Below are 12,397 nucleotides of genomic sequence, written 5' to 3' on the forward strand. Positions count from 1 at the left end.
TGACTTCATGGCTAAGCTGTTTTCGATTGGAGAAGTTTTAATTGATTTTATCCCTTTGCAGAAAGGAAGAGCCCTGCAGGATGTCGTTTCGTTTGAACGTGCGCCCGGCGGTGCGCCCGCAAACGTTGCGGCCGCTGTTGCAAAGTACGGAAATCCTGCAGCCATGATTACAAAGCTCGGCAATGATGCTTTTGGGAATTTTCTCATAGAAGAATTGAAGAAGGCAGGCGTTGAGACAGACAAGGTTTTAAGAACGGATGAGGCGAATACCGGACTTGCTTTTGTATCGTTACGGGAAGATGGGGAACGCGATTTTTCCTTTTATCGTAATCCATCTTCCGATTTGCTATTAACAGCGGAAGAAATTGATACAAACTGGTTTCAAGACGGTGATATCCTGCATTTTTGCTCCGTGGATTTAGTGGAAAGCCCGATGAAAAAGGCGCACAGAAAGGCGATTTCAGCCATGAAAGCGCAGGGGGGACTTGTCAGCTTTGACCCTAACGTGCGTCTTCCGTTATGGAAAAGCGAGCAGGCCTGCCGGGAAGCGATTTTGGAGTTCATCCCAACTGCCCACCTTGTGAAAATTTCGGATGAAGAACTTCCTTTTATTACAGGGATTTCAAATGTAGAAGAGGCTATCCGCACCTTGTTTGCTGGTGATGTACAGGCTGTTATCTACACGAAGGGGCCGGGGGGAGCTGAGTTGTATACAAAAACCAGCAAATACAACGCAGAGGGCTACCGTGTACAGGTACAGGATACAACAGGAGCGGGAGATGCTTTTATCGGAGGCTTCCTATTTCAACTGCTGAAGAGAAAAATAAGCCAGGATACAGTCGAAGAAATCATAAAAACACACCATAAGGAAATACTGGCTTTTGCCAATGCAAGCGGTGCGCTTACAACCGCAGGCAAAGGAGCGATTTCTTCGCTTCCGACGATAGAACAAGTTTATGCGCTCCTAAACGGTGGACATGCATAGAAATAATTTTTACACAAAGGAGTTGGCTATCTTAGATGAATAAGCACTGGTGGAAGGAAAGCGTTGTATATCAAATTTACCCGCGGAGCTTTGTGGATAGTGATGGGGACGGCATCGGAGATATCCAGGGAATCCTGTCAAAACTCGATTATTTAAAAGATCTCGGGATTGATGTTGTGTGGTTATCCCCTGTCTATACTTCTCCAAACGATGATAATGGCTACGATATTAGTGATTACCAGGATATTATGGCTGAGTTCGGGACGATGCAGGATTGGGAACAGTTGCTTGCGGAAATGCACAAGCGGGGCATTCGCCTTGTTATGGATTTGGTAGTGAACCATACATCAGATGAACACGCCTGGTTTGCAGAATCACGTAAATCAAAAGACAACCCGTACCGTGATTACTATATATGGCGCCCAGGTTTGGACGGAAAAGCACCGACAGACTGGAGGGCTTCTTTTGGCGGTTCAGCCTGGGAATATGATGAAGCAACCGGAGAATACTTTCTTCACATGTTTTCTAAAAAGCAGCCGGATTTAAACTGGGAAAACAGCGCGCTTCGTCAGGAAATCTACAATATGATGAGGTTCTGGCTGGATAAAGGCATCGACGGATTCCGGATGGACGTCATTAATATGATTTCGAAAAAGGAGTTTTTAGCCCCATACGAGGACTTTATGAATGGAAAGGCGGAAAACAACGGGTACGAACCGAACGGAGAACGGGTACACGATTTTCTGCAGGAAATGAACCGCGAAGTGCTGTCCCACTATGATATTATGACGGTCGGCGAATGCCCGGGTGTTACACCCGAGCAGGCGCAGCTGTATACCGACGAAGATCGGCATGAACTGAATATGATCTTTCAATTTGAACATATGAGCCTGGATAAACAGAAAGGTTTGAGAAAGTGGGATGTAAAGCCGTTATATTTACCGGACCTGAAGGCAAATTTATCGAAATGGCAAAAGCAGCTGCACAACAAAGGATGGAACAGCTTATACTGGAACAATCATGACCAGCCCCGTATTGTTTCGCGCTTCGGCAATGACAGGGAGTACCGGGTTGAGTCCGCGAAAATGCTTGCTACGGTCCTCCACATGATGCAGGGGACGCCTTATATTTATCAAGGCGAGGAGATTGGCATGACGAACGTCCGGTACAAGACGATCGAGGAGTATAAAGATATCGAAACGCTCAATATGTATAAAGAAAGAGTATTTGAACAGAAGCGGGATCCGGGAGAAGTGATGGAATCGATTTATGCGAAAAGCCGCGATAATGCAAGAACGCCGATGCAGTGGGATAACAGCAGACATGCAGGCTTCACTGCGGGTGAGCCATGGATTCAGGTAAATCCTAACTATACGGACATTAATGTGGCGCAAGCGCTAAAGGAGCCGGATTCGATTTTCTATTATTATAAAAAGCTGATTGAGCTGCGCAGGCAGTATGAGATTATCATATACGGCTCTTATGAGCTTATTCTAGAAAATCACGAATCTATATTTGCCTATATTAGAACAATGGGAAACCAGAAACTGCTCGTTATTGCGAACTTCTACCAGGCTGAGGCTGTATTTACCCTGCCGAAGGATATCTCCTTTATTTCTAAGGAGTTACTAATAGGGAATTACCATGTAGAGGAAGAAGAGATTAAACAGTTTACCCTTCGCTCGTATGAATCGCGGGTATATAAATTAGATTGTACTGTGCAGTAAATCTAATTTAAGTTTGAACGATTTAACGAAACATTCGAAAAATCAAAGGCTGATTTTCCCGGCAGGTAAAATCGATAAAGTAAGCTCTTTGATAAATTCGGATGTTTTGCTGTTTCTGGCATAAAATGTAACAACATTAAAAATCTCTTACTGTATTTCAGGTGATTTTCCGTGTATAGTTCTCTAAAAGACATTAAAGAAGGGAGAACAGTTTTATGAAGAGCATAAAACCCGGTCGTGGACCTTCAGCGATGGGAGCTATTGGAAGTCTAGTTGCTGTTATCTTTGGTATTTTTTGGACGATTATTGCTTTTTTTATAACGAAAGATTCTCCTTTCCCTGTTGGCGGCACGATATTTCCACTCTTTGGGGTTGTCTTTATTGCAGTTGGAACGATTCAAGCGTTTTATCATTATAAAAATGCGACAAATAAGGAAAGAATGTCGTTGTTGGATATTGTAGATGCAGAGGAAGAGGGAGATCCTTTACACCAGTATTTTGACGAGAAAACCAAAGGAAATAATGGAGGGCAGAAATTATTTTGCCCGTATTGCGGGCGCCCGGCAAAAGAAGAATTTGCGTTTTGTGCTTACTGTGGCAAGGAGTTGAGCAGTATATAGATGCAGTGTGAAAAGGATGGGAATATGACGGAGAACACACGGGTAACGAAATGTCCAAAATGTGGTGGGACTGAAATAGGGGAAGGAAAGCAGTCCGGCTATTCGGTTATGGTTCCTGTTGGCCGCTTCAGCCTGAGAGGCTCAGATATTACATATAGAATTTGTACCAGATGTGGATACATAATAGAAGGTTATGTGAAAAATCCGGACAAATTCAAAAAAAAAATAATTATAGGAAGGGGAGAAGAACGGATGGACTTACGTTATCCTGTTGGCCAATTTAAACACAACGGCGACCTTACGCCCAGTCTAATCGAAGGCTGGATTAAAGAAATTGAGGGGGCACCGGCTCTTTTAAGAAAGGCTGTACGAGACTTGCAAGATAATCAGTTGAATACACCGTATCGACCTGACGGCTGGACGGTCCGCCAGGTCGTCCATCACCTTGCAGATAGCCATATGAATGCCTATGTTCGTTTCAAGCTCGCTTTGACAGAGGACAATCCAACAATTAAGCCGTATAGAGAAGAGAAGTGGGCGGAATTGTATGATTCCAGGCTGCCGATTGAAGTTTCGCTTGTATTGTTGGAGGCTTTGCATGCCAGATGGGTTACCCTGTTACGCAGCCTGAGCGCTGCGGATCTGGAAAAAACATTTATTCATCCGGACTCAGGTGAAGTTAAAGTTGGTTTTAATATCGGTATATACGCATGGCACAGCTGCCACCACATTGCTCATATTACATCCCTGCGCAATCGGTTAGACTGGTGAAGATTTTTACGTCTTTATACGGTTATTACACAAACGCCCAGTCAAGTTTAGGGCAACGGTAATAAGATGTGTTAAAAAGAATGGGAGTTGTGTAATATGATGACGCAGGAGGCTTACCAGGCATGCCGCGCCCATATGTATCACTACGTTAAATTAACGACGGGAGACGGGAGCCGGCACAAAGGATATATCCTTAATGTGGATGGGGAAAACGTGACCGTTGCGGTGCCGAATAGAGAGACAGAAGCAGGCTTGAGCGCTAACCTGAGTGACCAGCGGTCATTTCCCTTCCTGCTCCTCACTATTCCATTAGCTTATCTGGCCGGGGTCGCTACTGCAAGACCGAAATATCCTTACCCTCCTTATTATCCTTATACGCCATATCCTCCGACCCCGTATCCTTCAACCGTCTATCCCTCAACCGTGTACCCGTCCTATCCTTCAACGCCGTATTATCGTTAGAAAGAAAAAATTAAAACGGATAAATGCTTTCGGCAGCAGGATAACTATTATACCCGTAGAATATTTGCAATAGGTGGTGTTTCAAATGAAAGAATTTCATTGCTGTGCAACTTGCAAAAATTTTACCGTAGAAAAAAACGACAGGGGCATAAACTACTTTTGTAAAAGACTCGGGTATAATACAAATCCGAACTATCGTTTCGATTGCTGGGATCCAAAAGAAAACGTCAGCAGGTTAATGGAGAAGCAAGTAAACAAAAGGTAAACCGATAGAGCGACGTGTAAAAACGCGTACTGAAAAGCAACAAGGACAGGAATATGTATGATATATACGGCGTACGTGTTCTGGGCAAGGCTTTTCGATAGGCTGCTTGAAGTATTGAAAAATGTACGGAATAAATAGAGCAAACCAATAATAAGACCGGTACACTCGAATGCTTCATAGAAAGGATAGATAAAGGCACGTAAGCTAAGACCGCCCTGTATTGCAGGAGCGAACCCTAAATAACACAATACGGCAAGAATAACGCCGACGGCAAGCCACACCTTTCCTGTGCGGGCGGGAAGCTGCTGCAGCCAGTTTCTCCGGTAGGCCATAATGCCAAGCACAAAAAAACTAATGTACTGAGGGATGTGGGCCACTTCCATTTGGATGAAGCCGAACAAACCAATCCAGTGATCGATCGGGAACCAGATGCGGACGATAAATGTAATAAGTGAGAGCGCAGCGGCAAATAACACGATTCCAGTATGAGTAGGCGCCGACTGCGCAGCGGTTCCTACTGCTTTTTTTGTTTTCATAACCAGGGTGCATAGTAGGTAAACAAGAGAGTAGAAGAGTGAATTTTCAATAAACCAGAGGTGCCCGAAATTTAAGTCCGGCCAGGCCGGCCCGATCCAGTGTGCGGGTTCGGCTGTCATTCCTAAATAATAGGTTTTATAATAGCTCCAGAATGAAACCGCCGGGTATCCGCGATAATGCAAATGGAATATGTACATGAGCACAGGGATAAGGAGGGCTACACCAAACAACAGGGGCCAGCCGGGACGTTTTACACGGTCCTGTAAAAACCTTTTCTTTCCTTTCTTATGGAAGAATTCCGGCAGCTTATCACTCCATTTTTTGTGATTGGCCAGGAAACGGGGGAATATACAGCGAAAATGCCACCGGAAATGCTCGCCGATATGCTAATTCAAACGTATCAGGGGGTGCTCACCCACTGGTGCCTTGGATGTGGCGATGACGATACCCTGACCCAGATGATGCTCAGTTTTACCCTGTTTTTTGATGGGATAACAAAAAAGTAAAAAAGGCGAAATTTTAACGGGGGATTTCTACCATTTTTCTTATCCATCGTTTTTAGGTATCTACCTTGGTCAGGCAAAAGGAATGGATGCTGTAACGGTAGGAGCTATTCTGGCTGTAAGTTTTTTAGTCGCGACTTTCAGCAGTTTTTTAGGAGGCGCTTTGTCAGACTATATTGGAAGATACCCGGTTATGATTGTTTCTATGCTGTTATGGAGCCTTGTATTCCTTGGCTTTTCGGCGGCGATTTTTCAGTACAAAAGATGGCATAAGTCAGGGGACAAAAGAAAAAGGGGAGAGTTTCTAAACTCTCCCCGGTTAAAAGTAACGACATGGTTTATAGGAGTCCAAAGCTCCTTACGACAGTAGCGACAATATAGGTGACGAGAACAGCAAGGGCCGTGGGAATCGCAAAGGAAAGAAAAGTCCACTTTGCGCTTTTCGTTTCCTGATAAATATTAAAGAGCGTCGTGCCGCACGGGTAATGGAGCAGGGAAAAGAGCATCATATTTAACGCGGTTAACCACGTCCAGCCGTGGGCAAGAAAGATGTGTTTAAGTTCCGCCATGTCCTGAATATCTGTCAGAGCCCCGGTTGATAGGTAGCCCATAAGCAGGATGGGGACGACAATTTCATTGGCCGGCAGCCCGAGAATAAAGGCCGCTACAATAAAGCCGTCAAGCCCGAGCGCCTTGCCGAACGGGTCCAGGAAATTGACAATGTGCATCAAAACGCTTGTATCGCCGATGTTTATGTTGGCCAGCACCCATGTCACAATAGAAGCGGGGGCCGCGACAATGACAGCGCGTTTCAGTACGTTCCAGGACTTATCAAGGCTTGCACGGAAAATCGTGTGTAAAACCTTCGGCCTTCTGTACGGAGGAAGCTCCAGGGTGTAGTGCGTTGGAACACCGCGCAGCAATGTTTTCGAAAGCGTCCATGATACAGTGAGGGTAACGACGATGCCGATAAGCACCATCCCCATCACTGTCGCAGCTGTCACCAGCGTTGCCATTCCGCCTGTGTAGGTTGCGGCCATAAACAGGGACGCGAGCAGGATTAAAGTAGGCCAGCGCCCATTACACGGGACGAAGTTGTTTGTTAGAATGGCCAGCGTCCTTTCGCGTGGGGATTCAATAATGCGCGTCGACATGATTGCCGCCGCGTTACAGCCGAAGCCCATCGCCATTGTTAACGATTGCTTGCCGTGCGCTCCGGCTCCTTTAAATAACCGGTCCATGTTAAACGCGACACGCGGCAAATATCCATAATTCTCTAAAAGAGCAAAAATAGGGAAGAAAATAACCATTGGGGGCAGCATTACGCTAATGACCCATCCTGTTCCACGGAAAAAACCGAGGACAAGCATGCCATGGAGCCATGCCGGAGCATGAATAGCCTGAAACAAGAGGGTTAGTTTTACCTCGGCGGCTGAGAATAGCTCGGCAATCATGCCGGAAGGAACGTTAGCCCCGGCAATCGTTATCCAAAATATAACGCCGAGAATAGCCAGCATAATCGGAAACCCCCAGAGGGGTGAAGTGAGGATCCGGTCTATTTTCTCCGTCTTCACTCTTTCCTTATTCGCATACATTACGCTTGCATCGCATATGCTTCTGCTCGCTTGAAAAATACTGGAGACAATTTCATCTCTTGTGTTGGAATCAGACAGCGTCCCGGCTTGCTCGGTCCAATCCTTTAAGGGATCAGGACTGAATGCTGAATTTGAAGTCATGCAGGCTGCCTCCCTTTCCATGGGCCTTCACCCTTTGCTTCAAAGATTGGATAAAGATGTCGTCCCCGTCCAATAGCCGAAGCGCAATCCAGCGGGTAGGGAAGGAATCCCCGAGCCATTCTCTCACCATCGGTTCCACTTTCTTAATATTTTCCTCCAGCTTATCGGTGTATTGTATTTGATAAGGCGCTGTCTGTATTTTTCCTTTCACCATTTGATCAACGGTGTTCAGTAACGTATCAAATCCGACTTTGTTTCGCGCTGAAATTTTGACGACGGGGACACCTAGCTGTCTGGAAAGCACTGTATGATCGATAGAAATGCCTTTTCGATTCGCCTCGTCGATTAAGTTAATGCACACAATAACGCGATCCGTCATCTCCAGAACCTGCAGAGCTAAATTTAAATTCCGTTCCATTGCAGTCGCGTCCAGTACAACAATCGTCACATCCGGCCTCTCGAAAATAATATAGTCACGCGCTACTTCTTCATCTGCGGAATTTGAATAGAGGGAGTACGTTCCTGGAAGATCGACCAGGGTGTACGCCTGGTTCAGGTGTGTGAATGTTCCTTCGGCATGGGCAACGGTTTTTCCGGGCCAATTTCCTGTATGCTGGCGTAAACCGGTGAGTGCGTTAAATAGGGTGCTTTTTCCTGTATTTGGGTTGCCCGCTAAAGCGATGCGGTACGATTTCATGTTACAGGCCTCCTATCTGTTCTCCTACTATTTTAGAACTTTCTTCTTTCCGTAACGCGATGGTCGTATTGCTCACATAATACGCAACCGGGTCACCCAGGGGGCTTTTCTTCAAAACTTCAATCACGGCTCCAGGAACGAAACCTAAGTCAAGCAGCCTCCTGCGCATTGTTCCTTCTATATTGAGTGCAGTAATGCGAAAACGATTTCCCGGGGTTACATCTGAGAGAGGGATTAGGGTTTTGGACATCTATCTTTCCTCCATCAATCTATATTGGTACAAGGTAAAAGATTTGCCTTTAGTCAACTTTATATTTTTATCTTATGCACGAAATTATGAAATGTCAACGATTTTTTTGCGATCGTAAAACAAAGTTTCCTTTAGGCAACTTTAAAGGTGTAATTATGTGCAGGCGTTGTTTAATCCTGCAAAGCAGGGTATACAAATAAACGCAAAAAAGCAGCCGCGCTTTTTATAAAGAGGGCTGCCGTTCTGAGTGATATTTTAGGGGGTTACACACTAATGTCCAGGAGCGATCGTTCTACCGGCAACGAATGCCGACGCTGTATTTTCCGTAAATGAATGGATAAAAAGATAGCGCCGAAAGCAAGGCCAGAGATGAGTCCAATCCAGTAGCCAAAAGCGCCGTAGGATGTAAACCGTGCGATGAGGTAACCGATGGGCAATCCCAATATCCAATAAGAGATAAAGGTCATTACAAGCGTAACATTTACATCTTTGTAACCCCGCAATGAGCCCTGGATGGGTGCTGCGATTCCATCAGACAACTGGAAGAAAATAGCGAACAGCAAAAAGGTCTTTGTTAATTCGAATACAGCCGGATCGTTCGTGTATAGCTGGGCTACTTGCTCATTAAATGTAAACAGCCCAACCGCACAAAGAAGGGATAAGCCAACCGCAATGCCGATTCCTAATAAGCTGTATTCCTTTGCGTCTTTGAATCGGCCGGCCCCGACCTCGAAGCCGACGGTAATCGTCAGGGCCATTGCAATACTCATCGGTATCATATAGAGAAGAGAGGCGAAGTTCAGCGCCGCCTGGTGCGCGGCAATGGTAGTCGTGTTAAATTCACTCATTAAGAGTGTAACCGCAGCAAAAATGCTTGTTTCGAAAAAGATGGCAAAACCGATAGGAACCCCGATTTTCAGCTGTTCCCACCATGCCCGGAACGAAACGCGATATAATCGGCCGAACACTTGATACTCCTGGAATGCCTTTCCGCGCCTGATAACGAAGAATGCGATAATCGCAATGCACCAATACGTAATGGCGGTGGAATATCCGGCACCAACGCCGCCAAGCCGCGGAAACCCAAGCTTACCGAAGATTAATAAATAGTTAAGGCAAACGTTAATTGGCAGCGAAACAAGCGTAATAAGCATGGTCGTGCGTGTATGGCCGAGCGCATCAATGAAACAGCGGAATACAGTATATACAAAAAGCGGAACCATTCCTAAGGAAAGAGCAGCCAGGAAATCATGCGCCACCCGCTGCACCTCAGGATCGAGCTTCATTGCGTTCAAAATAGGATTGAGCAGAACGGTTCCACACACGATAACGGCAATCGCAATCACTACAGCCAGGTAGATTCCCTGGACTACATTAAAGGGGACCCGTTCCTTCCGCTGCGCCCCAATGAGCTGAGCGATAATCGGGGTTAAAGCAAGAAGGATTCCGCTAAGCCCTGTAAATACAGGAGCCCAGAGGCTGGATCCAATGGCAACGCCCGCTAAATCATTGCGGCTCGCGTGACCCGACATAATTGTGTCAAAGAAGTTCATAGCAAACAGGGCGATTTGCGTAATCAAAATCGGCAGCAGGATAATGAAAAACTGCCGCACCTTTTGCCCTAATGAGTTGGTTTGTCTCATCGTCAATCACCTTTCTTATAAAGCTAGAGGCACGCCATAAAATAGTAACATAGATTTGACGGCATCAGAACATCTTTCGTTGCATTATTTGTATTGCATGAAAATATTACCAGTATGATAACAGTATAAATTGTTGCCTTCGTGGGATTTTAAGATTAGCAAGTAACAACATCTTCTATATGGAAGGAAAGATTACAATGCCTAGAATGCAGCAACAAAGCTACGTACAGCAGGGCTATGTACAACCGTTTTACGCACAGCAGGGCAATGCGCAGCAAGGCAGCAGCAGAAACCGGCTGCTTGTTCCATCCGCCCGGGCTGCACTTGAGCAAATGAAATATGAAATTGCGCAGGAATTCGGCATTCAGCTTGGTGCCGACCAAACTTCCCGTGCCAACGGTTCTGTAGGTGGAGAAATGGTGAAACGCATGATTCAAGTTGCTGAACAAGCAATCGCAGGCCGCATAGGGCCCTTACAGTAACAGCACCAGGCGTTTAAAAGGATACAATCAAGCCTCCTGCCACAACGGCGGGAGGCTTCCTTATTTTATAAGTGGATAACATGCGGGGAAGAATGGGAATACAAAGGGAAAAGGATATAGGAAAACAAGGGCAGTGACGTTGAAACCAAGGAGGAGTTATAGCATGGGCACAGACAGGGCTCTTAATTGCGATAAGTATGCATTAACAATGATGCAGGGCTTCTGGAAACAAAACCGCCATAATGAACAGGTGGTCACAGACGGCTTTTTTAGAAAGCATCCTTTCAAGAACGGATATTCCGTTTTTGCGGGACTGGAGACGATGATTGACTATATTCAAAGCTTGTGTTTTACAGAAGAGGATCTTGCGTACTTAAGAGAAGATAGCTTATTTGAAGAAGGGTTTTTGAAAGAATTGAAAGAATTTCGCTTCACCGGTGACTTGTTTGCTGCAAGAGAAGGGGAAATCATTTTTCCGAACGAGCCGGTGTTTAGAGTGAAGACGCGAATTTTTGAATCCATCCTTATTGAAGCAGAATTGCTTACCCGCTTTAACTTTCAAACCCTTATCGCGACGAAAGCTTCCCGCATTATGCAGGCAGCCGGGAGCGACCAGGTAATTGAGATGGGGAAGAGAAGGGCGCAGGGAACGGAGGCATCGATCCTTGGGGCAAGGGCGGCCTACATTGCTGGTTTTCACGGTACGAGCAATATGACGGCTGGCAGGCGCTATGGAATGCAGACTGCCGGAACGATGGCGCACTACTGGGTTCAGCTGCATGAGACCGAATTAGAGGCTTTCCGCCGCTATGCCGAATTCTACCCTGATAGTTGCGTCCTTCTTGTCGATACGTACGATACCTTACGCAGCGGGATTCCGAATGCGATTCGCGTGGCAAAGGAAATGGAAGAGAAGGGCAGCCGATTAGCCGGTGTGCGAATCGATAGCGGCGATCTCTCTTATTTGTCAAAAAGGGCAAGGAAAATGCTGGATGCGGAAGGGCTGGATTATGTCAAAATTACAGTTTCAAGCGATTTAGACGAAATGCTCATTTCCGATTTGAAAGCACAGGGGGCGAAAATCGATATATGGGGAGTCGGAACGAATGTGATTACAGGCGGAAACCAGTCTTCGCTTGGCGGAGTGTACAAGGCCGTTGCATATGAACGAAAGGGACAATGGGATCCGGTTATTAAAATATCAGAGAATGTCGAGAAGATTACGAATCCGGGGTATAAGAAAGTATACCGGTTAATCGATCGCAACACATGGAAAGCAAGGGGGGATTATATTTGTTTCCAGAACGAAACGCTTGATGGCACGGAGAAAATAAACATGGTGCACCCGGTGCATACGTTCAAAACGAAAACCGTTGCGAACTTCATACCGGTTGAACTGCTTATCCCGGTTTTTAAAAATGGAGATCTGGTGTATTCTTCTCCGGATGTGGAAGAAATCCGCGAATACCACCAGGCTCAGCTATCCCTTTTCTGGGAGGAATACCGCCGGCGTACGAATCCGGAAATTTATCCTGTGGTTCTGTCTGATAAACTGCGTGAGCTGAAAAACGAACTGCTTCATAGTAAGGTGCGTGAAATAAGAGGAGAAGGATAAAACACGTTCCGTTCATTCTGCTGTGTAATTATTTATATATGAAGTGTTATAATGGTAATACTTCCTGCCCGCTTAGGACAGGATAAAATAAGCTCGCTGCAAAT

Annotated in this window: 14 protein-coding genes; 9 read left to right on the top strand and 5 right to left on the bottom strand. The window is 45.8% G+C overall.

Annotated features, from left to right (window positions below; all coding sequences use genetic code 11):
- Window positions 1–7 precede the first annotated feature (7 nt).
- The 5 genes from MBEAL2_RS04730 to MBEAL2_RS04750 all read left to right on the top strand — a co-directional run bounded on the left by MBEAL2_RS04730 (window position 8) and on the right by MBEAL2_RS04750 (window position 4,565).
- The gene (locus MBEAL2_RS04730) at window positions 8–985 is read left to right on the top strand and encodes a carbohydrate kinase family protein (protein WP_047151144.1); all 978 of its coding nucleotides are present in this window, start codon (window positions 8–10) and stop codon (window positions 983–985) included.
- Window positions 986–1,020: 35 nt separating this feature from the next.
- Window positions 1,021–2,712 carry a glycoside hydrolase family 13 protein gene (locus MBEAL2_RS04735; protein ID WP_047151145.1) on the top strand — a complete coding sequence of 564 codons (1,692 nt, stop codon included), beginning with the start codon at window positions 1,021–1,023 and terminating at the stop codon, window positions 2,710–2,712.
- Window positions 2,713–2,927: 215 nt separating this feature from the next.
- The gene (locus tag MBEAL2_RS04740) at window positions 2,928–3,332 is read left to right on the top strand and encodes a zinc ribbon domain-containing protein (RefSeq protein ID WP_047151146.1); all 405 of its coding nucleotides are present in this window, start codon (window positions 2,928–2,930) and stop codon (window positions 3,330–3,332) included.
- Window positions 3,333–3,584: 252 nt separating this feature from the next.
- Window positions 3,585–4,103: a YfiT family bacillithiol transferase gene (locus MBEAL2_RS04745; protein ID WP_047151224.1), complete on the top strand. Its 519-nt coding sequence runs from the start codon at window positions 3,585–3,587 to the stop codon at window positions 4,101–4,103.
- Between the two features lie 96 nt (window positions 4,104–4,199).
- Entirely contained in the window at window positions 4,200–4,565 is a 366-nt protein-coding gene (locus MBEAL2_RS04750; protein ID WP_047151147.1) for a hypothetical protein, read from the top strand.
- Window positions 4,566–4,757: 192 nt separating this feature from the next.
- On the opposite strand, the gene MBEAL2_RS04755 is transcribed toward MBEAL2_RS04750, so the two are convergent.
- Window positions 4,758–5,750: an acyltransferase family protein gene (locus MBEAL2_RS04755; RefSeq protein ID WP_082129760.1), complete on the bottom strand. Its 993-nt coding sequence runs from the start codon at window positions 5,748–5,750 to the stop codon at window positions 4,758–4,760.
- On the opposite strand from MBEAL2_RS04755, the gene MBEAL2_RS31620 reads away from it, so the two are divergent.
- Both MBEAL2_RS31620 and MBEAL2_RS34320 read left to right on the top strand, forming a co-directional pair.
- Window positions 5,727–5,873, top strand: a complete 147-nt coding sequence (locus tag MBEAL2_RS31620) for a hypothetical protein (RefSeq protein WP_161798169.1) — start codon at window positions 5,727–5,729, stop codon at window positions 5,871–5,873. The two genes, MBEAL2_RS04755 and MBEAL2_RS31620, sit on opposite strands and share 24 nt — an antisense overlap.
- Before the next feature lie 10 nt (window positions 5,874–5,883).
- Window positions 5,884–6,240: an MFS transporter gene (locus MBEAL2_RS34320; RefSeq protein ID WP_439644826.1), complete on the top strand. Its 357-nt coding sequence runs from the start codon at window positions 5,884–5,886 to the stop codon at window positions 6,238–6,240.
- Here the strand turns inward: MBEAL2_RS34320 and MBEAL2_RS04765 are convergent.
- The 4 genes from MBEAL2_RS04765 to MBEAL2_RS04780 form a co-directional block, all read right to left on the bottom strand.
- Complete coding sequence (locus MBEAL2_RS04765; protein WP_047151149.1) at window positions 6,209–7,606, bottom strand: nucleoside recognition domain-containing protein; 1,398 nt, start codon at window positions 7,604–7,606, stop codon at window positions 6,209–6,211. The two genes, MBEAL2_RS34320 and MBEAL2_RS04765, sit on opposite strands and share 32 nt — an antisense overlap.
- The gene (locus MBEAL2_RS04770) at window positions 7,578–8,303 is read right to left on the bottom strand and encodes a FeoB small GTPase domain-containing protein (protein WP_047151150.1); all 726 of its coding nucleotides are present in this window, start codon (window positions 8,301–8,303) and stop codon (window positions 7,578–7,580) included. The genes MBEAL2_RS04765 and MBEAL2_RS04770 overlap by 29 nt, the downstream gene beginning before the upstream one ends.
- A gap of 1 nt (window position 8,304) precedes the next feature.
- Window positions 8,305–8,553, bottom strand: a complete 249-nt coding sequence (locus tag MBEAL2_RS04775) for a FeoA family protein (protein WP_047151151.1) — start codon at window positions 8,551–8,553, stop codon at window positions 8,305–8,307.
- A gap of 263 nt (window positions 8,554–8,816) precedes the next feature.
- Window positions 8,817–10,196, bottom strand: coding sequence for an MATE family efflux transporter (locus MBEAL2_RS04780; protein ID WP_047151152.1), 1,380 nt, complete (start codon window positions 10,194–10,196; stop codon window positions 8,817–8,819).
- Window positions 10,197–10,492: 296 nt separating this feature from the next.
- Between MBEAL2_RS04780 and MBEAL2_RS04785 the strand changes: the two genes are divergently transcribed.
- A complete protein-coding gene (locus MBEAL2_RS04785) occupies window positions 10,493–10,678 on the top strand; it encodes an alpha/beta-type small acid-soluble spore protein (RefSeq protein WP_047151226.1) in 186 nt (61 codons plus the stop codon).
- Between the two features lie 163 nt (window positions 10,679–10,841).
- Window positions 10,842–12,293, top strand: coding sequence for a nicotinate phosphoribosyltransferase (locus MBEAL2_RS04790; protein ID WP_047151153.1), 1,452 nt, complete (start codon window positions 10,842–10,844; stop codon window positions 12,291–12,293).
- Window positions 12,294–12,397: the final 104 nt, after the last annotated feature.

This window comes from Aneurinibacillus tyrosinisolvens, assembly GCF_001015055.1.
In the GTDB taxonomy this organism is placed as follows: domain Bacteria; phylum Bacillota; class Bacilli; order Aneurinibacillales; family Aneurinibacillaceae; genus Aneurinibacillus_A; species Aneurinibacillus_A tyrosinisolvens.